Annotated in this window: 12 protein-coding genes; 3 read left to right on the forward strand and 9 right to left on the reverse strand. The window is 47.4% G+C overall.

Going from position 1 to position 21,448, the window contains the following annotated elements; genetic code table 11:
• Nucleotides 1-67 precede the first annotated feature (67 nt).
• The 8 genes from AC0IXH_RS06270 to AC0IXH_RS06305 all read right to left on the reverse strand — a co-directional run bounded on the left by AC0IXH_RS06270 (nt 68) and on the right by AC0IXH_RS06305 (nt 16,627).
• Nucleotides 68-8,254, reverse strand: coding sequence for a two-partner secretion domain-containing protein (locus tag AC0IXH_RS06270; RefSeq protein ID WP_471720191.1), 8,187 nt, complete (start codon nt 8,252-8,254; stop codon nt 68-70).
• 21 nt (nt 8,255-8,275) lie between these two features.
• Nucleotides 8,276-10,006 carry a ShlB/FhaC/HecB family hemolysin secretion/activation protein gene (locus AC0IXH_RS06275; RefSeq protein WP_471720192.1) on the reverse strand — a complete coding sequence of 577 codons (1,731 nt, stop codon included), beginning with the start codon at nt 10,004-10,006 and terminating at the stop codon, nt 8,276-8,278.
• 35 nt (nt 10,007-10,041) lie between these two features.
• Nucleotides 10,042-11,037, reverse strand: coding sequence for a fimbrial protein (locus AC0IXH_RS06280; protein WP_471720193.1), 996 nt, complete (start codon nt 11,035-11,037; stop codon nt 10,042-10,044).
• Nucleotides 11,027-13,582 (reverse strand): fimbria/pilus outer membrane usher protein, encoded by a 2,556-nt coding sequence (locus tag AC0IXH_RS06285; protein WP_013202194.1) that lies wholly within the window; start codon nt 13,580-13,582, stop codon nt 11,027-11,029. The genes AC0IXH_RS06280 and AC0IXH_RS06285 overlap by 11 nt, the downstream gene beginning before the upstream one ends.
• 6 nt (nt 13,583-13,588) lie before the next feature.
• Nucleotides 13,589-14,344 carry a fimbrial biogenesis chaperone gene (locus tag AC0IXH_RS06290; protein WP_346567692.1) on the reverse strand — a complete coding sequence of 252 codons (756 nt, stop codon included), beginning with the start codon at nt 14,342-14,344 and terminating at the stop codon, nt 13,589-13,591.
• A gap of 72 nt (nt 14,345-14,416) precedes the next feature.
• A complete protein-coding gene (locus AC0IXH_RS06295) occupies nt 14,417-14,980 on the reverse strand; it encodes a fimbrial protein (RefSeq protein WP_013202192.1) in 564 nt (187 codons plus the stop codon).
• A gap of 502 nt (nt 14,981-15,482) precedes the next feature.
• A complete protein-coding gene (locus AC0IXH_RS06300; protein ID WP_013202191.1) occupies nt 15,483-15,899 on the reverse strand; it encodes a hypothetical protein in 417 nt (138 codons plus the stop codon).
• A gap of 8 nt (nt 15,900-15,907) precedes the next feature.
• On the reverse strand, nt 15,908-16,627 hold the full coding sequence (locus tag AC0IXH_RS06305) for a winged helix-turn-helix domain-containing protein (protein WP_471720194.1): 720 nt from the start codon (nt 16,625-16,627) through the stop codon (nt 15,908-15,910).
• Nucleotides 16,628-17,191: 564 nt separating this feature from the next.
• Here AC0IXH_RS06305 and iolE point away from each other — a divergent pair.
• Genes iolE through AC0IXH_RS06320 form a run of 3 tightly spaced genes read left to right on the forward strand, consistent with a single transcriptional unit; the run spans nt 17,192 to nt 20,338 of the window.
• Nucleotides 17,192-18,109: a myo-inosose-2 dehydratase gene (gene iolE / locus AC0IXH_RS06310; protein ID WP_471720195.1), complete on the forward strand. Its 918-nt coding sequence runs from the start codon at nt 17,192-17,194 to the stop codon at nt 18,107-18,109.
• Complete coding sequence (locus AC0IXH_RS06315) at nt 18,106-19,281, forward strand: Gfo/Idh/MocA family protein (protein WP_471720196.1); 1,176 nt, start codon at nt 18,106-18,108, stop codon at nt 19,279-19,281. Before iolE ends, AC0IXH_RS06315 begins: the two co-directional genes overlap by 4 nt.
• A 25-nt stretch (nt 19,282-19,306) precedes the next feature.
• A complete protein-coding gene (locus tag AC0IXH_RS06320) occupies nt 19,307-20,338 on the forward strand; it encodes a Gfo/Idh/MocA family protein (RefSeq protein ID WP_346567702.1) in 1,032 nt (343 codons plus the stop codon).
• Nucleotides 20,339-20,407: 69 nt separating this feature from the next.
• Here the strand turns inward: AC0IXH_RS06320 and AC0IXH_RS06325 are convergent, their stop codons facing one another.
• Nucleotides 20,408-21,418 carry a Gfo/Idh/MocA family oxidoreductase gene (locus AC0IXH_RS06325; protein ID WP_471720197.1) on the reverse strand — a complete coding sequence of 337 codons (1,011 nt, stop codon included), beginning with the start codon at nt 21,416-21,418 and terminating at the stop codon, nt 20,408-20,410.
• Between the last annotated feature and the right edge of the window lie 30 nt (nt 21,419-21,448).

Genomic DNA, 21,448 nt, shown 5'->3' on the forward strand with positions numbered 1-21,448 from the left:
TGCCGCGCCCGATTAGCAATATCGGGCGCGACGGGACGCTAGCGAGGGAGTTATCTACTCCATCACCTTAATCTTCATTGCGTTTTTCATACTCTTTTTTCCATTTCTCCATGATGGAATCCAGTTTTGGGCCATTTTTAATGGTACCGACATTGCTGCCGCCCTTGAGATTGCCCTGCGGACTCAATGCCCAGACTTTACGCTTAGGTTTTGACTGTTCGATCGCATCGCCCAATGAGGGATCCGTTGCGGATGAAAGGCCAGTATCCGGGACAGTTGTCGGAGATTCATGGGCCGTATCGGTATTTGATGGCGTTTTTTCAGTTGAGTTTCCTGTTGAAGGATCCTTCGCTGAGGAATGGCCAACATCCGGTACCTTTATTGGCGTCTCATGTACCTGGTCAGGCTTCGTTGTAGATTTATCCGTGCTGTTACCTGGCGATTTCTCTGTCGAATGGCCCGTAGAAGGATCCTTCGCCGAGGCATGTCCGGTATCTGGGACATTTGACGGCGAGTCGTGTACAGGATGTGAAGATGAGGAGTTGCTACCAGACTGACTGCCAGTATCCGGCGTTGCAGACGCGGCATTATTGCCGTTCTCAGTCTTGGACTTAGTTTTGCCCTTAACTTTTGCGTTTCCACCAATGGTAAACGAAATATCGCTCCCTGCCGTGTAACTGTCTTTAGTCACTTCGCTCATATTACTGCTGTCTTGATTCACCTCTCCGTTAACGTTACCGCCAGCGTTAATATTGCCTGCGGAGATCGTCGCTTTTTGATCTTCCTTATAATGAATTTCATCCACCGTTGTGACATATCCACTGCCCATCACATTGCCCTTTTTATCGAGTCCACCACTCCCGCCGGCATATAATCCGTCCTGCTCAATCGAATCGACCAGCGTGGTGGCATTAATGTCGCCTTCAACGTTCAAACTGCTGCCTGCTGAGTCAGAGAGAATATGGCCACCGGTCAGGTTGAGGTCCTTGCCTACTTTGATTTTCAACTCTCCCGTGCTGATGATGCCACTTTGCTCACCAACAAGGGCTGAATCGTGATATTCACTTCCCTGGCCATATCCCGCATTTCCGGTTGGAATAATTCCCGAGGTTGAAAGTGCCGCGCCGACAGAGGCACTTGCCTGGCTGCTTGATGCCGTGGTGTTAACCGTATCCTGGGCACTGGTAATGTTAAGATCGCCACCAACATTGAGATCAGCCTTATCGGCAACGATGTTCGCCCCTTCAAGGGTCATATTCCCGCCGGTGGTAATGTTGACGTTGCCGGCATTCATCTGGGAATTCGTGTGTGTAGTAGATGATGCTGAGGACTTCTCGTCATATTGAGCATAATCAAGACTGGCACCAACACCTGCGCCGGTTGCACCCGCCGAAGCACCAACACTGAGACCGCCGCTTTTGGTGCTGGAATAGGTATCGGACTGCGAATAGGTTTTCGCAGATTCCATGGTAAAATCGCCTCCCGCCTCAACGGTGACATTTTCTGCATTAATATCCACACCACTCAGCACGGTGTTATTATTAGATTTAAGATTCAAACTGCCCACATTAATGTTGTTAATGTTTTCCTGCGCGTTATAGGTTTTTTCTCCAGAGGTCGTAGTCTGATAGCCAAAACTGACCGATCCTCCCGCCAGGTCATTAAATATCAGGTTTGTCGCGTCACCAACGGCAGAAGCCGTCGTTTCACCGATATTGACATCGTTCCCCTCTTGAGCTAATGCAGCATATTTGTTGGTAACATCCGCAACGACACTATGCCCTTCAGCGTTAATGCCGGTGAAAGTCTGTTTTGTTTCAGTGGTAGTCTTGGATTCATCCAGATATTTGGTTGACGCAATATTATTTGCCTCAACATTCATTTCCTCCATGGCGAAATCACCGCCGCCGATATCGACAGTTTCTTCGGCAGAAAACGTACCGGAATTTGAAAAATCGAATTGCGCATTGGCGTTTTTCACCGAAGACTTTTCTGTGGTTGTGGTGGTGCTTTGCATACCCGCTTTGAAACCGGCGGTCGGTGTCACTCCTGCTGCGCCATTACTTTTGCCACGACCGGTGGTCTCGCCACCATACTGGTTCACGCTATCATATCCATTGGACGTACCCGTTTCTAAACCATCCACGCTTGAAGCCTCCATATCAGCGGAAGATCCGCCGCCTGAAGCGCTTGCACCAAACACGAGCTCATTTTTAGTGGTGGTTTCTTTTTCCCAAGTAACATCTTGCGCAGTGGAGATATTGACATCATTTCCTGCAACAAAACTGCCATTCTCGGCGGAGAAAGACGCCCCCTCGATATTGATATCATTGGCTGATTTCACCTTCAGATTCCCCCCGGACGTAACGCTGCTGGTGACGGCCGTGGCGGTAATACTCTGCTTATCGACGGAGGTATCGGAGAACAAACCGTCATTGCTGTAATCGATGCTGCGTTCAGAGACAATCTCGCTAAGTGCATTGAACTCAACGTCGCCCGTCGTCGCGGTGATTTCCGCATCGCCACCGGCGACCACATCGGTCGCGTTGAAAATGACGTTTTCGCCGGTGACTTTCAGATTACCGCCTGCCTGAATACTGTCATCAATAGTGTGAAGCTTTTTATTCCCATCATATTTGGTGCCAATACTGGCGGTAAAGGTCGTATCGCCCTTTTCAGCCGTGATACTCATATCCTCACCACTGCGCAGGTAGGAACCGCTAACGTTGATGTCCCCTTCCTCAGAGGTAATAGCCAGGTTACCACCCGCTGCAATGCCGCCTGCCACATCACTAGAGGCAATGGAAATATCGCCTTCAGAGGATAGATTTGCATCCTTTCCTGCGGAAATAAGCCCGTTAACGCTGGTTATTGAGCTGGCATCGATATTGATGTCCTGGTTTGCATGCACCACGGAACTTGGAACGCCTTCGTTGAGCTGCTTCTGCGTGGTTTTAGATAAATAGATGGTCGGTACCAGTACCATATAGTCGTCAACCTGCTGCTCGACATACCAAATAATATCTTCATCAATATTCTTACGCTGATCTTCAGTCAACGCCACACCAACTTCTAATCCCATATCGTCGGCAACCAGTGCAGCATTATCCATCAGATGTTTAACCAGTTCTGTCCCGGCAAGGCTGTTGCGGTAACTGAAGAATGAACCCAATGTCGTTTCAATCTGGCGATTGATCAATTCGGTGAGATAGTAACTATCGCCGACCACGGTTACCGGCTTATCGGAGGTATAGTTAATCTGTTTGAAGAAGTAATCAGAGCCGTAAAGCGAACTCTTATCAATCATCGTCAGGGTTGTTTCATACAAAGGGATGATCGTCAGGGTGTGGTCTCCCACGGCAGTGGTGGCATCCACTGTCCCGGTGACACTGCCCGTGGAAATATATTTTTTAAACGCGGTCGAATGCGTAAACATACCCGGAATACGGTTAAGCTCGCCAACCGTCGGTAAGGTACTGATACCCATGAAAATCTCAGCCAACACCTTCTGATTCACAAGGATTTGAGCATTGGATTCAAGTGTTTGAACTGTTTTATCACCCACCTCAACATCTACAACGGTATTGGTTTTGACGATATCGTCACTTATGCCATTATTGAATGAACCGCCGGTATGGGTGAAGTTCCTGCCCGCTGTAATCGCGCCCTGATCCATCGGTAAGAAATACACCATCTGCTGTTTGATCAGTTGGTCCTGTGAAGAGATGGCAGAAGACCACAAGGTTTGCATCTCATCCCAGGATTTATTCCTCCAGGTTTCGCCAAACAGGCGGGTCATGACTTCTTCAAACGGGTTGCTTGATTTAGAGACATTGATAAGGCTGGAGTGAAAACCCTTTGAAACATCCAGCGTTGAAGGTGATTTACCTTCTCCGAAAACATAGTCCAGCATGGCGTACAATGTAGAGAATTGCACTTTCTGGTGTTTAGTCGAAATCGCTTTGTAATAGTCATGTTGTAATATAACGTTGAACGGCGTGTTCATATATTCAAATAGCGACATGGACGCATATTCTGGTTCATTATAAAGATCGCCGTTAATAAAAACATCCTGCGAGGCTGCAAGTAAACCGCCGGTATTGGTCACTTTTGGATTACTGAAAACCCCGCGACTGTTTATTTTCAAATCTCTCCCGGACTTGATTGCCGCTTTCTGGTCGATGTAGATATCTGATTGCCAGGTGGGTAACGTCATAAAGACATAGTCTTCGTTAACATAAATCTTTGAGGTTTTGTATTGATGCATACCAGAAAGTTCATTACTTTGCCCTAACGACCACTTAACCTCATTATAGGATCTTCTATTTATCAACTCGTTAGCATCAATTAACAAATCGCCACCAGATTGAATGTGACCAGCATAATTGAACAGGTTCAGGGCTATCAATGACATCGATTTATTGCTGTAAATATTGCCTTGGGAGTGATTTGTAAAATCGCCAGCGCCGACATTAACTGCGAAATCGCCAAGAGACCAAAGCAGCGTGTTGCTCTCATTAATAAAGTTTTTTGCTGTGATAATCAGATTCTTTGCGGTAACTAACGAACCGCCACTGTAATTGATAAAGTCTTTTTTAGCATGAAGAATGAAGCTGGCATAATTCTCTTCATTTTTATCATTGGTGATATTTCCCGCAGAGTTTATAGTGATATTGTCATTTGCGAGGATGCTTCTGTTGCCGAAAGCGAAGTCATCTCTAATATCTATAATGATGTCTTTCGACGAAGAAATTCGCCCATCACTATGGTCCAATCTGTTAACAATAAAATGATTGAGGGTTTTGGCATAGAGTGAACCATCATCTTTGTTCTCTAACAAATCTGCGGTAATCGCGATCTTATCAGCATTCATGGTCCCCGCTGAGTTCGTCACCGTGCCTTTGTCCACGTGAACATTAAGGGCATTGGCGGCTGAAATCACCGCATTATCGTTAATTAACCGACCGGTGGTTACATCAATACTGCCATTTTCACTGAACAGATACGCTTCATCACTGTTGGTAATTTTATCGGCAGTGACCGTTAAATCATCCATAGCATAGAAAATAGATGTTTCGTCTATCCTGTCGACCAGCTTGCCTTCATCATTGTAAACATCCTCATAATAACTTCCGGTGTTCTCTATGCTTTTCGCACTGACGGTGACTGTACCATTCTGGCTGATCACGCTGGCAGCAGCGCTATTGAGGAGGGTGCCAATTTTATCTAATACCAGTCCCATATCACCACTGATGATCGCGCGTTTGCTGTTAGCAATATTTGCCACATCAACAATGTTAAGCAGGCCAAAGCTATTAATAACGGCTGTGTCACCGGCATTGATCAGGTTAGTGATGTTTTTTATCACCATGCCTGCATCGGCAATTATTTGTGCTTCACTACCCGATTTGCTGTCACTTGAATTGATTAAATCAATGAGGTCCTGAAGAGTGATATTTTTAGCGGAATAGAGTAAGCCACTGTTGGTTAATTTGTTGACCTGTTTAAATTCAAGATCCAACTCAGCGGCGATAGAATATGTATTGTCGAGGGTGTTGATGTTATCAATCTTAACATTTCCAGAGGTAATTTCACCGCTGTTGATTAACTCACCGCTGTTCGAAATCGTTACGCTGCTGCCACTGGAAACCGTTCCGGAGTTATTAATCGTATTAATGGAGTCAGTAGATATGGTATCTTCTGCGGAAATTTTTGACGTGTTATCCAGGCTTTTAATGTTATTTAACGCCAGCTTGTCATTTGCAAAAATCAATCCTGCATTAGTGATGTTGCTCACATCTGAAATGACAACGTCCCTGCCCTGAATCTTGGCTTCATCGAGACTGTTTTTGATCGACTCAACATTTTTGATTATCAGATTAGCGGTACTGCCGATAACGCTTGAGCTGTTGATCAGGTTTGCAACGTTTTCAATAATCAACGCAGCGGCACTGATTTCAGCGCCATTAGAATTGCTGATATTTAACGTTTTCTCGTTGGCATTCCCGATAATATTCAGCGTGCCGCCTGCCATGATGTTGGAAGCATCATTTTCCAGCGCTGAGCTAAGGTTGAGGTTGAGATCGTTGCTTGCAGCAATAGTAGCACCCTCCTTGTTTGTCAGGCTGGCAGCGCTAAGCGTCATGCCACCCTTTGATTGCACCGTTCCGCTATTATCCAGAGTGCCCGTTGTGAGGGTGAGCGTGTTCTCAGCCTGCAACGTACTGCTGTTCATGACGGACTTTGACACGATCAAGAGCGTATCGGTCGCGATTAACTGCCCGTCATTACTCAGTTTCTCATTGCCGGTTAAGGTGATATATGCGGCCTGAATCAGCCCACCGTTCGATAGCGCCTGCAGGCGACTCATGCTTAAGCGGTCGGCGATCAAAATCTGCGCCTGGTCGGTATTATCCAGCGTACTGCTGCCATTGAGAGACAGGTTGTTTGCCTGTATCTGGGCGGCGCCCTCATTTTTCACCGCAACGACCGTGTTATCGAGGGTATTCACCACAATGTCATTGTCGCTGATGATTTCACCGGCCCCCTTGTTGGAAAGTGATTTTTTAAGGTTGAAATTGATGGTGTCGGCGGCGTGAATCTTGCCCTGGTTAATACTGTCTGTAGCGGTGATATCAATAGCAGTATCACTCGCGATCAAACCAGAATTGTTCACTGAGTTAGCGCTGGTCAGTGACACCCGCTTTTTACCCTTAATTGCGCCCGCGTTAGTCAAATCGTTGACATTGATACTGACCGCAGCCGAACTGTACGCCAGTCCGTTGTTTAACAGCGAGTTGGAGACCAGCACCAGATTGCCGGTTGACTGGATAATGCCGTTACTGGAAATGACATCCTGTACGTTGAAGGTCAGCTTCCCGACGTCTGCACTCAGGCTTCCCCCCTGATTGCTTACGCCTTTGGCATTGATGTTGACGTTTCCGTTTTTGGCGTTCAGGGCGACATCGGAGACAATCGTAGAATAAGCGACCTTATTACCCTTTACCGTGACGACATAACTGCCATCCTGCAGGGTAATAACCGCATTGCTGATAATGTTATTATTGCTGTCCAGTGCCTGGATTTGGCCAGTGAGCGTGTAATCGCCGCTCAGATTAATATCAATGGAAGTGATATCGGTACGCAGGCCTTTAGACTGAATTTTCGCTGCCTTTTGCAAAAGTGAATCAGCGACGATTCTGATTATCCCGCTATTTGACACCATATCCGCACCGACATTGAGCTTATTCAGTGCGGATATAAAGATGTCTCTTTCTGCATTGAAACCGCCAATACTGCCCGAAGACGTGGTGGAGATATTTTCACCTGTCACGGTAATATCTCGCTCAGATTTCAGTGCGGCCAGAGAAATATCGCCCGAGGCTGAGATTTCAATATCGCTGGCACTGATGATACTGCCGTCATGTTTCACCCCCGCACCGCTCTCGGTACTGATCAGCTGTATCCTGCTGCCGTACATGGAGCCCACGCTTGAACCCGAGATGGCGATAGCTGGCGTGTTTTCGCCCTTCGCTGCGCGAACAGCATGCTCACGGCTCGACAGGTCATAGTCGTTATTACCGGTCAACACCTTTATTGCCGCCGGGCCGGATATACTGCCCTGCAGGGTGGCGCTTCGGCTGACAATATCGAAGTAGTCCAGCCCCTCGGTTGAGACGCCAGCCGAATCAATCAGCACGTTGCCCTTATCAACAGAAAGGAGGTAATGGCCATCATCTTGCTGCTGTGCTTTACCCGTCGACAAGGTGAGAGATTGGCTGTTGATGGTCGATATGCCATTCACCACAATGCCATTTTCATTAGCGATGATTAAATCCGCTTTGCTGCCTAAAACCTCCAACGTGCCCTGGAGATGGGACGATTTCGAGCCGGTGACTTCGGTAATAATGGCAGAGGACTCTTTACTCAGGTTACTGTTCTTAAGCGCATAGCCTCCAATCTGACTCACCCCATCGGTCATGCTGTTATTGAACACCACACCGGGGTTACTGGCATTGAACTCAGTGAATTTGTTGTGTGAAATCCCCTTGTTGTTAGGATCAGCGATGTCGATCAAGGGTGTACCGTTGGCGGTTGCATTAATACCGGGACCATTAATTTGCGTTGGATCAACGACAATGTTACCCGCGTAACTCTGAGATAAAGGGAGAAGCCCCATTAAGCTGATAAATACCGGGCTTAATTTGAATTTTCTGGCCGTTCTGTAGGACTTTTTTTTGGCATTGCTTTTCATGATGTACACGCTCCATATGTATTAAAAATTAACGTTCATATTGTAATAAACAACGTTTCTGTCGATTTTATTTCTCTTCAAATCGTCAGGTATATTGACTGGCCATGCGGATGTTAATGCTGCAGAGAAATGGTTGTTTGAAGCTTTGATACCGACAGCTGCACCTGAAAGGGTTTTAGTATTACACCTGGTGTCACAATTATCTTTCGCCACAGAAATATCGTAACCAACAAAAGGCGTCAGGGTATTAAAAGAGTAGGCATTAATAGCAACAGGGAAATTAATGTTATTGGATAGCACAGCACCTGATGCCGCGCGGATATAGTCATTTTTAAAGCCCCTGACCGAATATTCATCCCCTACCGTTATCTGCTCGCTGCTGACCACGGTATCATTGGTGTACTGGAATGTTGTCGTACCTTCATACTGCAAGCCGATACGTTTGATGCTGGCAATATTTTTCTTCCATGTCATATAGCCGACGTATTTCACAAAATCGATGTCATAGCCTTTAAGGTCCGGATCGTCTGTCCAGCTCGCGTTAAACCACGGGGTGCCGGCCACCACCGACAAATCGCCATAGAACCAACCGTCAAGCACGTTTCCGACATAGTTAATGCCGGTAGAAACGTTGCTGTAGTTTTTTGAACTGACCGCTATTTTGTAATTTTCAATGAAGTTAGTGCTGTAGCGCTTCTCAACTTTCGCCCAGGCGCTAAATTTACCGCTGGCATCGCGCCCAATAAGCCGACTCACTTTGGCTGATAAGCGGCGTGAGGTGCCCTCACCATGGTAACGACCATAGGTACCCCCGACATAGTTTTCATAATTCGAATACAGATAGCTTAAATCGAGATTCCAGTAGCGATACGGCAGGTTGAGTGAACCATAAGCCGTATACTGATGCTCTTTATCATCCTTCATGTTGTACCAGGAGTACCTGCCGGATAAGGAGTCATTTACGCCAAGAATATTTCTGCCTGTTGCCGTCAGATAGTATTGGTGATCGCCTTGAGGCTCTGTACCGGAATTATTTAACCCGGCGCCAAATGAAAAATAGCGAACGTCCAAATCGCTATAATCGACAACGGAATAGCCGGGCTTCTCGGTTGCTTTGACTTTAATGGCGGTTTTTGGCGATACCTTCAACATATTTTCCAGCCCCTGATCCAGCGCTTGTATGTTGAGTTTTCCGTCCCGGGCAACAGGGACCGCGGCAAACAGCTGCAGCCGGTCCCTCCAGCCATAATCACTTTTACCGTTTATGGTGATGCTTTCGATCTTGCCCCAGAGCACGGTGAGTTTGAGAATGCCACTGTTGAGATTGGTTCTCTCCAGGCTGACCAGGGACGTTGAATATCCCTTTCCGATATAGAAATTGGTTAATTCGCGGATGAGCTTTATAATATCCGCCCTTCCCATCTTCGTGCCCTGATATGATGAGATAATCTGATTTCTTTCTTTCGACGTGGCGAAGAGATCATCATTGGTGACTTCTATTTTTGAAATAAGATATTTTGGGCCAGCATTTTTATCTGCCATCAGATGGTTTTCTGTCTGTTGGCGGTTCTCCTCTTGCGCGGAATGAATTTTCTTCTCGTCTTCAATTGCATCCTGGCTTTCAGTGACGTTCTGTTCACGTAAAAATTGATCGATATCACGTTCGGCGAGGGATGCCGCATAGGAATGACACTGGAAAAGGAACAGGGTCATCGCGCATAAGCATTTTAAGGTTATTTTTTTTGTAAACATGGTATGTAAGCCATTTATAATTTAAGTGTTGGGATTTAATCAATGCTAATGGTGTAAAGTAACGTGCCCGAGACTTTACCTGGTGTGATGTTGGCTCTTTCTGAATCTTTGACGTATAAGTGCGCAGACATATTAATGTTCTTTTCAACGACATTTGGGAATAGATATTTTTTTCCCATTTGCACATATGAATACCTGGTGCTTTTTTCGTTTATTTTCACTTTGACCGATATATTTTTAGCGTACCCCTCACCGCTGATAACGCCAATTTCACCGGTTTCAGCACCAAACAAATAATTATCAGAATTGAAGGTTAATCCGATTGATGATGCCGTTGGACAACTAACATGAAAGTTCCATTTCACTTCTTCGCCTTGCTTAGTAGATTTCGAAAAATAGGCAGAATCATAGGTGCCCAGATTAATAAAGGTAGATGAGGGGACGACCGCACAGCTCTTCGGTTTAATGACAATATTTGAACCCAAGTTGACATGCATCAGCGCCACTTCGCCGCTGTCGGTGGGGATATAGGCTTTGGCAATTTCTCCTGCAGAAATAATGTGTTCCCCTTCTGCAACAGAACCAATATGCACCAATTCAACCAATACGTTGTCCGCTGGAATGGTGCAGACTTCTATGCAGTTCAATGACTTACCGGGAACATAATAAGCGTCTGAAAAGGATGCTGGCCACTTCATTCTTATGCCGATACCAGCCACTTCTGTAATATAAATGTTTGAATAAACACTTTTGGCATAAGACCTTGAGTATGCTGATTGCCAGTTAACCGTCGCGCCGTTTTCACAGGTGTATGAAATGGCTGAAACAGGAAACTGGCGTGAGTAAAGCACCGTTTCCGTCGGCGATGTTGATTTAGAGGGATTCAAGGTGATTGATTCACCGATGTTAAGATTTATCACTCCTCCTGAAGTGATAGTGCACTTTGCGGCATGCGCGGGTGTTGCAAGAACAAACTGAATTACGAGCGCAAGACAGGATGAAAACAGTAATATCGTCGATTTAGCCTTCATTTTCATTTCCCTCTGACAAACAATGCACATCCTGGTGTGATAATCCTTCTGGCGTCTTTACTGATTCCGGGACTGGCGAAATGGTTAAACTGCAGTGATGGACGGATTTGTCTTTCTGCCATGCGATTGAGTAACGGGACGTTTGATTATTTTGAGGTAACATGACGCGTCCGCCCTGTCCCACCAGGCCTACAACCTGACCTTCATTGTCCTTAACCGCAGTACCAAAAGGTATATTCAATCCACTACTGTGGCTGATGCGATATAACTTCATTGGCTCGTTTGTCGACTCGATATCAAGTAACAGAATGGCACCGCGGGTAGGAATGATTTTTTTATGGACGTCTTCTGTCTCCAGCTCAAAGGAACTTCCTTCGGGATCGAGGTATAACTCGTTATATTGATAGGGTATGAGATTTCGGACAATGCCGTAGCCATTGCTTTGTATTCTGGCCAGGTTATCTGGGTAAATCCTTGCACCTTCAGCACCTTGAGAATTCACGATGGCAATACTGTCACCCATCCCCTGAGAGTAATTCACCCCCCCTGAATGAATGATCACCCCGCTGGATAAGCCGATTGCGGCAGAAACCGCATGAGATGTTTTACTTATACTCGCCGTCGTTGCAGCCAGATCGGTATTTCGGGAGAAACTCACCCCGCTGTTCTGGATGACTTTTTCACGGGTGTTTACATAGGCGTTAAAGTTATTTTCTCTTTCCTCGCCGGTGGTTCCCGTTACCGCGGTTCTCAGGGAGGCGCTGTTTGAATTGTACCCCCCTGATGCAACCAGATTCACGGTGTCTGTTGCAGAGCGGTGTAATGGCACTGAGAAATTGACGTAAATCTGCCGGTCATCATAACCTTTGCTGTCATGATATTGCGTCAGGGAAATTGAATAGTTGAAATTGCGATAGGCATTACGATATGAAACCTGGTAGCTTTTATTATAATTACTGTCGTCTTTATGCCATGTTCGTCCCATGTACCCACTTAAATACAGGCTTCCCCAGTAATCAGGTAACTGTTGCGAAAGGGTCACGTCGACTCTGTCACGCGATCGTTCTACACGTTCGAACTCCTTTTCATATAACGCGTCCGACAATGTATAATAATCATCTTTCATCGCCCGTCGGAATGACAGATTGATCGCCGTATCACTTTGATTGACGTATTTGGAGTAATTTAATTGTATGGCTGCGTTGCAAGTCCAGCTGCAATGCTCTTTCTTACCATCTTTGAAATCGGTATATGACCAGGTAATATCGCTGCTGATTGCGCCCACAGGCGTGTTGAATGCCACGCCGGTTTTAAGCGCTTTGTATGCGAAATCTGTTTGCTGTACACCACTGTAGAGCGTGGTATTACTGGCTATTCCATACTGGAGCATGCCCTCAAACAGCATTGGTGAGGCAGACACGCCGGAGAGCTGTATCTGCCCGACAGTAGAGGAATAACGCAGATACCCCTGGCGGAGAAGCTGAGGGACATTGGCATAGGGTACGGTGAAGCTTTGGACGCGACCATCCGACTCCTTGATGTTGACCACGATATCCCCGCCATAACTTGCAGGGTAAAATTCCCGAAGCTCAAACTCGCCAGGTGGCACATTGGTTTCATAGATCACATTATTATTCTGGACTAACGTGACCGTCGCATTGGTGTCCGCAATACCCCGCACTGACGGCAGGTAGTTTCTCATCGACATGGGCAGCATGGGGTCCCAGGTGCTAAGAGAAGCGCCCCTGATACTTAAGCTCTCGAAAAATTCGCCGGACGTCGAGATATCACCGACTAAAAATCTCGACTGCAGGCTTCTGACCGCGGTCTCAGCATAGGCATCACCATGTACCAGCGTACGGTTATAACTGGATTTCCCATTAGTAAAATAGAGATTGTCATTTGTATTAAAACGCCAGGAACCCAGATTGAAGCTTGTACTGGCTCCCACGTATAAACTGTTGACGGCATTCTTCCCTTTTTCCATATAACTGGCGACATTCGCATTGCCAGACATTTTTAATGCATTGACACCGTCGTCCCACAGGGCGGGATTGATATAATCATCGGAAGCGCGATTGAGGTAGATTTGTGGGATGGTGATATTCAGTGCGCTTTCACTCTTCTCGAACACCACCACCGAGCCAGGGATTAACGATTCCAGCTTTCTACAACCGTCTAAGATGTTTTCAACAGAGTAATATTGACTGTCTATCTTAAACGCAACCAGCAATTCTCGGGTTATGCAGGGAGTCAATTGGCCATCGACAGTGTCGAATGTTATTTTTTCGCCACCCAGCTTTCTGTCATTAACCGTCAGGTCGACGTAGTTGATCCCTGGGGTTATTTTTTCCTTTGTTAAATAATCCAAATCGACATTACTATCATACTGTTTCATAAAGTCAGTATTAAACGTAAAGCGTTCGGACTTTTTTTCTATAACTTCCCCCTGTTTCTCGTCCGTGGCAAAAGTTTGCTTTGGAGAGATAATAATCAGTCCAAGCAATGCTAAAGAAAACTTCATCGCGAGCGTTTTTGTGTTCATAACACTTTATTTCAATGGTTTATTTATTGTTATCGTCGCTCCGAGGTCGGTGATGTAGCGATATTCTATCGTGTTACGCACCCCCGGATTAATGCCATCAAAAGTGAATGTTTTGGTGCTGAAAGGCGCGATCATGCTTGCCTCACCCTCTTTTTTTACTGCGCCATTATCAAAAGAGACTTTATTTACCGACACATGATAGGGATGATCATTCGTCACCTTAACCTGTGTTTTATTACCTGATGATGCGTAGGTAAAACTGAGGTTTTCGGCTGCCAAAATGGGTGTCCCCTTCAAACCAGCAGGACGATAGAAAAATTTGATGATAGTTCTGAAAACCATTTCAATGCCATTTTTATCCTGGTCACTTTCTTTCTGGGGCGGAATATCCATGACGTTAAACCACAAGACGGTTTCTCTGTCCTGCAATAGTGTGCTTTCAGCGTCATCTAACTTGAGGAAACGAAAGACCTTTGCCTCGCCGGCATCGATCAGTGATGCAGGTGGGCTGATAAAGAAAGGCAGCCGATCGTTGCCTCCCTCTAATCCTTTTGTTTCGGCATCGCTAAGCCAAACTTTTGTCAAAGAAGGCGCTGACCCGATGTTATTAATACGTACGCTGGCATCTTTTTTGTTTCCCGCGATGATAATGCGGGTAGTGTTGATCTGTAGCGTTGCGTACAGATTTGTACTGTTGAGCAACAGCCCGATACCCATGGCGATTAACCTTGACGTAAACATTGCAACTTCCCTCTTACCCATCGGCCCTTCCATGTGGGCATGTTTTAAAAGCTATCTCTTACCTTTAGGACAGGTAAGAAATAGCTTAATTTATTAATTATAAGTTATTGAATATAAGGCTTGCGACTGTACTAAACCTGCAGTTACTATACCTGTGGCATAATATTGCGCCCAATATTCGAACAAGGCTTTATTACTAGCAATAGTTACTGACTGATGCGATCCGCTGTTGTTCAAATTGATGTCGGTTTTATCATTATTCAATATGGCAATCTGAACATTTTCACTACCCCCACTAGCTTTTTTTATTTGATTAATGAGTTTACCTGTCGTCGCATCAATGGTGGATTGCGCTTTTTCAAAGACAACGTCAGCTACTTTACCATCTTGACAGTCAGCGCCCGAAAGCTGTATATAAAACCGTGTGTCTCCGGCTCTTTGACCTGATTTCTTCAATGCTGACGTGCTGACGTTAGGCAAAGTTATGGTAAAATCTGCTTTTCCATCTAATGAGCCGGGAGTTGTTCCGCCTGAAATTACACAGGTGACATCCTGAATCTTTCCATCGAAGGTGATAGTACCATCACTCGCGCCAGCACTACTTGCCACGCCACCGCCAGAAACCGCAATCACACTAGCGAGTATCGTCATTCTCATCGAATACTTACTTTTAAACCCCATCATTTTTCACCTCATATAAAATAGTCGACATTAATCCCAACGTTTATTTATCAAAATTGGTTGGTCTATTTAAAAAGCACACGCTACATGTAAGATGCTCTCTTCTCTCTGTGTAGAAACAAGATTGAGACGTATCTTAGTTATTTTAACTTTCACTTCTATATTATTCAGCAAAACAGAACCAAAATCTGCTTAGTTTGGTTACGGATTTTATCTATTTTTTTTAATTAGAATATACTGCCGAAAATTAGATGTCTATTTATAGGCTCATAACCTACTGATTAAATTGAATTTATCTGATTTATATGAGCTAAATATGGAGAATGCTTTACTGCGGTACTCTGTAAAGAGCGGGATGATAAAACGATGGAATGTGGTGTAGTACTGCTTAAAATTGAGTGTCAGTTCTTTCGGATTACGCCCCTGCCGAAATACCTTACCGGAATATTAGACGAGGCGTAACGCTACAATGTACTCATCAAAAGCAAAAGAACATCGGTTCTGCAGACCAACTCATGATATGTGAATTTTGATGCCTTTTTATCGAAAATGCGGTTGATTTATCCTGCTGCCAAAAAAAATCGGGATAGAAATTAATGAGCGAGCTCACTTCGTTGATTGACTCTGAAGGGTTGGTTTTTATTTTTTTCGCGGTGAACACATAACCTGTATCGCTAATTCTTTCAGCCGTTAAGAAAATTTGCCTGCTAATCATTTTCTTATCATCATCTCCTTCAAATCTTGCATCTATGTTGAACACCCCCTTGTTATCTTTAATGTTGATCTTATAGGTGGCATAGACCTTTCCTGCCGTGTTTTCTATCACATGCAAAGCCGTACAGTGCATATCGGCAGCGCCAGCCGAAGTGGATATCAGCATAAGGGCCAGCGTCATTTTTATTCTCATTTATTCACCCGTGAGTCAGTGTATGACATACAATGCATCGTCGGCGGGCAATCAAAGATGGTGGTTCTGATCGATCCCAGATAAACAAATATCTTGTGTTTGTTTTTGCATGATGAGGCTCTTGTTTCTAAAATTTCAACAACACGACGCGTTGACACCCCTTCCGGACTCCCTTTATAGACATAGACGCAGTCAGGTAAACCAGAGATTTTGATATAGCGTTCATCGCCAAAAAGTTCACTGCCATCGTGACTTTGCAGAGCGTATAATGAATATATTGCTATAATAGACATTACCATGAAAGACAGGATTGATTGTTTCTTAGATAACTTCCACCCTCGTCCCTTCTCTTCCATTTCAATACAGGCTGATGGCGTATATTCGGTAATGGCTATGTCTTCGTTTATTATTACGCCTTCTTTATGGATAGTTTTAATTAACTCCCCATCATAACCGATATACTTTAAGGCTTTCCTCAGGTTCACAAAGCACTGGTAATAGGTGGCGCTTGAGACCTTCTTTAACGCATCATCTCCCCATGCTGCTTTGTAAAGATCGGCTTGTGAAACCAGTTCTCTTCTTTCAATAAGAAGTAAAAGACACTTTGCTGCGGGAGAATGAATAGAGAGCGATTTCTGTGTCGCTAACGATCTCAACACTTTGTCTTTTGGAATAAAAACAACATCATCATCAATGATATAATTTCGAGAGCTCATGGGCTCACCTTATTTCGTTTTCAACATCCTGCTGAAATATACTATGGCATCTTCCAGCGCCTGTTACGCAATCGCGATCCTAATTTTTCTATCCTTGTAACGTTTAGTACGGGCCAATATTATCGATTGCTCGTACCAAAAAGCCCCAAAAATTTTAGGGGAGCCATTGTAGTGATTACCCGGTTGTTCTGTCTACCTTGATTCCTGTAAATTTTGCTAAATATCTCGCGATTGATCACAGTATTTTATAAATTATTCTTTTCTAACATCGAAAGAATTAATTATTTAATCACATCAATCAAATCCCCCTACATCGCTTAAACATTTGATTAACAGGAATGACTGTAAAGCTGTAATAGTCGTGGCGTTATTTTATTGACCAGCCGTAAGCCATCCATTTTGTTAACGCCGTGCCCCGTGGGAAACCTCGTTTTGATCACACTTTTTACAGCTGAACCCGCCCTCCAACCCAAATGATGGTTTTCCATCATTGAACGGGTAACGTTCCTGTAATTGCTCTCTTTATAGTGTCTTCAGTTTAAGCCGTCAGGAGCCTGTATCCCCATGAATTCCCGCATTCAGTTAGGTGTCAGCCCACTCAGTTGGACCAATGATGTCCTGCTCGATTTGGGCGACAATATCCCGCTTGAAACCTGTCTGCACCAGGCGGCATCTGCCGGTTATCAGGGTATTGAACTGGGCAGGAAGTTTCCGCGTAATGCCGCGGAATTAGCGCCATTACTGAAAGAGGTGAATCTGCGGCTGGCGTCCGGCTGGCACAGCGGATTCCTTGCCGACCGCAGTGTGGCGGAAGAAGTCGCTGCCGTTCAGCCCCATGCCGCCTTGCTTAAAGCGCTGGGGGCAAACGTGATGGTGTATGGCGAATGCGGCAAAATGCCGGGCAGCAATCCGCTGAACGAACCGCTTTCCCTTTCGCCGGTGTTGAGCTGCGTGAATATTGATGACTATGCCCGCAAGGTGAGCGAGTTTGCCAACATTCTGCTGCGCGAGTTTGGCCTGAAGCTGGCCTATCACCACCATCTGATGATGCTGGTTGAACAGCATGATGAGCTGCAGGAGTTTCTGGCGAAAAGCTCCGACCACGTTGGCCTGGTGCTCGACTCCGGTCACGCCTTCGCGGGCGGCGTCAATCTGGCCCAGACGATCGAACGGTTTGGCCATCGCGTGGTGCATATTCATCTGAAAGATGTCCGCCCGGACGTGCTGCGCCAGGTGCAGCAGGACGATCTCAGCTTTAATGATGCGGTTCGCGCCGGGCTGTTCACCGTGCCGGGTGAAGGCTGCATCGACTATGCCCCGCTGATTGAGTTTGTAGCTACTTCGGGTTACCACGGCTGGCTGATTGTTGAAGCCGAACAGGACCCGCAAAAAGAAGAGCCGTTTGCTGCCGTTTCCCGCGCGTTTCGCTGGGCACAAAACACCTTCCAACTTTCCGCAGATGTTGAGGAAACCACACAATGAAAGAGACGCTGAATATAGGCCTGATCGGCTCTGGCTTTATGGGACAGGCGCATGCCGATGCCTACCGTCGTGCGGCAATGATCTATCCCGACCTGCCGAAACGCCCACACCTGTATGCGCTGGCCGATCAGAACCAGACCCTGGCCGATGAAAATGCCGCACGCTTTGGCGCAGAAAAAGCCTACGGCAACTGGCGTGATTTGGTGGCCGACCCGCATGTCGACGTGGTGGATATCACCTCGCCGAATCACCTGCATTTCGAGATGGCGCTGGCGGCGATTGCGGCAGGCAAGCATGTCTATTGTGAAAAGCCGCTGGCGGTCAGCACTGAGGAAGCGCTGGAAATGACGCAGGCCGCAGAAAAGGCGGGCGTGAAAACCATGGTGGCGTTCAACAACATCAAAACCCCCGCGGCCCTGCTGGCAAAGCAGATTATCGAACGTGGCGATATCGGCACGCCAATCCGTTTTCGCGGCACCTTTGATCAGGGCTTTTATAACGATCCGGAACTGCCATGGTCATGGCGTTGTTCCAAAAAACTGGGCGGCAGCGGTTCGCTGGGCGACCTGGGCGCACATACGCTCTCCGTAGCGCAGTTTCTGATGGGCGGTATCAGCGAGGTCACCGCCAGTGCGCAGACCTATCTGCGTCAGCGCCCGGTTCCCCAGGTGGATGCCGGCTATGCCAGCCGCACCGATGAAAACGCCGAACGCCGCGAAGTCGAGAATGATGACCAGGTTCAGTGCCTGGTGAGCTTCGCCAGCGGCGCCAGCGGCGTGATTGAAGCGTCGCGCATTGCCGCAGGACGTATTTTTGGTGTGTTCTGGGAAGTCTCCGGCACCGAAGGCACGATTTATATGGACGGTGAGCGTTTTAACGAGCTGCAGGTTTATCGCTTCAACGACGACAAACACGATCGCGGATTTAAGACCCTGTACGCAGGCAGCCAGATCCCGGCCTATGCAGGCTTCTTCGGCTTTGATTTTGGCGGCGGCGGACTCGGCTATTTTGATGTGAAGGTCATTGAAGTCCACGACCTGGTGCAAGGCATTTGCAGCGACGAGGATTGTTATCCGAATTTTGCGTTTGGTTTACAAAATCAACAGATCCTGACCGCTATCGAGCAGTCCATGGACTCCCATCAATGGGTTAACGTGGCGAATAACCGCTGAACCGGCATCGCAACAAGGAGTTAGTATGTTTCCCTCTTCTTTACCTGTCCCACGGCTGCCGTCAGCGCAGTCAATTCCCGTCCTGCGCTGGGGCATTATCGGCCCCGGCTGGATCGCCGATCATTTTGCCCGCGCGCTAAAAGAACACACCGGGCAACAGCTGGTTGCGGTAGCCGCTCGTAATGGTGATAAGGCTCGGGCATTCGCCGATCGTTGGGCGATCCCGGCGGCATTCAGCAACGTTGACGAGATGCTGGCGATGAACGATCTGGACGCGGTGTATATTGCCACGCCACACAATCATCATTTCCCGGATGGTTTGCGCGTGTTGAAAGCGGGCAAGCACGTGCTGATTGAAAAGCCGCTGGCGTTGAATGCCAAAGAAGGCGCGGCGTTACAGGCGGAAGCGCAGCGTCAGGGCGTGCTCTGTATGGAAGGCATGTGGTGCGACTTTGCGCCAAAATATGATGTCCTGAGGCAGCTGTTGGCGGATGGCGCATTGGGCGACCTGCATACCCTGATTGCCGATCACGGTGAGTTTTTCACTCAGGATCACCGCATATTTAATGCCGATCTGGCCGGTGGCCCGATGATGGATTTAGGCAGCTATCTGATTTCACTGAGCGTGATGGTGGCCGGCGCGCCCGAGCGTATTCAGTCCAGCGGTCAGCAGGCTGAAGGGAATATCAACGGTCAGGCATCGATGCTGTTTGAACATGCTAACGGCATGCATTCGGTGTTGAACACCACGTTATTCAGCAATACTCCGGGCAAAGCGATTATTGCCGGCCGCGATGCCACGCTGGTGTTGGACGGTCAATTTTACGCGCCGGGCGGCTTTGTATTGACCTCAAGCCAGGGCAATAAATCATTACGCTGGGAAGAACCGCTGAACCGCTACACGCAGCTTAACCATGAGATCCAACATTTTGCCTGGTGTGTCGGTCAGGGATTAACGGATTCACCGGTTCGCCCGCTTGCCACGGCATTAATGACCCTATCCACCATGGATACCGTGCGCGGACAGCTGGGAATTGTGTTTAACGAAGAGCGCTAAACCGCGCGGTTCTGCCGTTAACGCCAACCCGGTCAACATCCTCAGCGCTGATGACCGGGTTGTTTTTTTCTACCGCATCAACCCTACCGGGCAGAATGTCCGGGTTGCCAGAGATTTCACCGCCGCTTCTGCAATGGCCTGCGCCTGAATGCCATCCAGTAAACCTGGCAAGTCGGCGACTGCTTCCCCATGCAGATAACGAACAAACGCATCCAGATGCTGATAGTACGTTGCCTGTACCCGGCTGAACCAGTCCGGGTAAAGCCCCGGTTTGGCAATGGTGTTGCCCTGATACAACGTCATCCCCTGCGGACTCTGTGCGCCGGACTCTGCCAGCCCTTTTTCACCCATAACGCTGATGCGTTCATCGTAGCCATACCCGGTGCGGCGGGTGTTATCCAGCTGCGCTAATCCGCCCTGACGCATCTGCATGATCAGCACCGAGGTATCGACATCACCAAATTCACCGATGGCCGGCATCGCCAGCGCCGCGCCCATCGCCCCAATCGAAACCACCTCATCGTCGGTCAGCCAGCGCAGCAGATCGAAGAAGTGGATGGCCTGGTCCCGCATCTGCCCGCCGGAAGACTGCAGGTAGCTCAACGGCGGCAATTCAGACGCGCGGCAGACCATCTGAATCAGTTCAGGACGTCCAAGGGTGCCCAGCTGCAGCTGGCGTTTTAACTGCTGATGGCTGCTGTCAAAACGGCGGTTGAAGCCTACGGTGATTTTTGCATTCAGGGGCAGCACTTTCTCTACCACGCGGTTGGCCCGTTCCAGCGATAAATCGATCGGCTTTTCGCAATAGACTGCTTTACCGGCCCGAGCGGCGGCTTCCAGCAGCTCCGCATGGGACGGCGTTGCGCTGGCGATCAGCACCGCGTCAATATTGTCGCTATTGATGGCGGCACTGACCTCGCCCGCCTGGCTGTGAAATTGTTTGGCGATTGCGCGGGCGCGGGCGCGGTCCACATCGGCTACCATCGCCAGCTCAATGCCCGGATGGGTCGCAAGGTTCGCAGCGTGTACCTGGCCGATAAAGCCACAGCCAATCAGGGCAAAACGTTTTTTCTCAGTCATGGTGTATTCCTGTCTGCAGGTCAAAGTTCA

This window comes from Erwinia sp. AC075, assembly GCF_979253995.1.

Excerpts from the sequence above, each read along its gene's own strand:
- AC0IXH_RS06270 (WP_471720191.1), bottom strand. The coding sequence starts at position 8,254 with ATGAAAAGCAATGCCAAAAAAAAGTCCTACAGAACGGCCAGAAAATTC.
- AC0IXH_RS06275 (WP_471720192.1), bottom strand. The coding sequence starts at position 10,006 with ATGTTTACAAAAAAAATAACCTTAAAATGCTTATGCGCGATGACCCTG.
- AC0IXH_RS06280 (WP_471720193.1), bottom strand. The coding sequence starts at position 11,037 with ATGAAGGCTAAATCGACGATATTACTGTTTTCATCCTGTCTTGCGCTC.
- AC0IXH_RS06285 (WP_013202194.1), bottom strand. The coding sequence starts at position 13,582 with ATGAACACAAAAACGCTCGCGATGAAGTTTTCTTTAGCATTGCTTGGA.
- AC0IXH_RS06290 (WP_346567692.1), bottom strand. The coding sequence starts at position 14,344 with ATGGGTAAGAGGGAAGTTGCAATGTTTACGTCAAGGTTAATCGCCATG.
- AC0IXH_RS06295 (WP_013202192.1), bottom strand. The coding sequence starts at position 14,980 with ATGAGAATGACGATACTCGCTAGTGTGATTGCGGTTTCTGGCGGTGGC.
- AC0IXH_RS06300 (WP_013202191.1), bottom strand. The coding sequence starts at position 15,899 with ATGACGCTGGCCCTTATGCTGATATCCACTTCGGCTGGCGCTGCCGAT.
- AC0IXH_RS06305 (WP_471720194.1), bottom strand. The coding sequence starts at position 16,627 with ATGAGCTCTCGAAATTATATCATTGATGATGATGTTGTTTTTATTCCA.
- iolE (WP_471720195.1), top strand. The coding sequence starts at position 17,192 with ATGAATTCCCGCATTCAGTTAGGTGTCAGCCCACTCAGTTGGACCAAT.
- AC0IXH_RS06315 (WP_471720196.1), top strand. The coding sequence starts at position 18,106 with ATGAAAGAGACGCTGAATATAGGCCTGATCGGCTCTGGCTTTATGGGA.
- AC0IXH_RS06320 (WP_346567702.1), top strand. The coding sequence starts at position 19,307 with ATGTTTCCCTCTTCTTTACCTGTCCCACGGCTGCCGTCAGCGCAGTCA.
- AC0IXH_RS06325 (WP_471720197.1), bottom strand. The coding sequence starts at position 21,418 with ATGACTGAGAAAAAACGTTTTGCCCTGATTGGCTGTGGCTTTATCGGC.